Below are 651 nucleotides of genomic sequence, written 5' to 3'. Positions count from 1 at the left end.
GAAACGACTTCATTCGATGATCGGCCATAAATCACCGGAATTATTTGAAGTTAAAAAAGTTGCTTAGCAAAGTGTCCGTTTTTGCGGGGCGGGATCAGGCAACGGCTGTGATTATGGCACCCATCGCTGTTAACATTGCTCAATTGATGAATTTAAGCGTCGATCCTTTTTTAATGACGATCGCAATAGGCGCCTCCTGCTCTTTTTTAACCCCAATCAGTCATCAAAATAATACGTTGGTTATGGGACCAGGTGGTTATAAGTTTTTTGATTATCTATGGTTGGGCATCCCTATTGAGTTAATGGTTTTAGTTACAGCCTTACCTTCTTTGTATTATTTCTGGTTAGTATAGCGTGCAAAGGTGCATTAGGCTTTCTGAGATGAGGCTTTAATGTTTTTCTCTTTCCAGGAAAAGTGTTGCGATAGTAGAGTACAAAATCAAAGGCTAGCATCCTCTAGAGCGCCGAATGGTAATCCTCCCTAAAAATAATTGATGTCAAAAGTAGAATTTTCTCGTAATGTATAGTGAATTAAAATTTAAACGATCCCCTTGCGTATTTCGGCTGATTCGAACGGTGATTACGGTTTTGATCCGAACGGCGATTTCACTGCATTCGAACGCTCGAGTCATAATCAAGAAAGATGATTAT

1 protein-coding gene is annotated in these 651 nt (G+C 39.6%); it reads left to right on the top strand.

The genetic code is table 11. The annotated features are described in order from the left end of the window. Positions 1-44 precede the first annotated feature (44 nt). Positions 45-353: an SLC13 family permease gene (locus tag E1O47_RS12130; RefSeq protein WP_207384327.1), complete on the top strand. Its 309-nt coding sequence runs from the start codon at positions 45-47 to the stop codon at positions 351-353. Positions 354-651 lie beyond the last annotated feature (298 nt).

It is taken from the genome of Legionella yabuuchiae (assembly GCF_900640115.1).
GTDB classification, from domain to species: domain Bacteria; phylum Pseudomonadota; class Gammaproteobacteria; order Legionellales; family Legionellaceae; genus Legionella_A; species Legionella_A yabuuchiae.
Note: the sequence above shows the minus strand (reverse complement) of the source record. Positions and strands in the feature narration are given on the sequence as shown.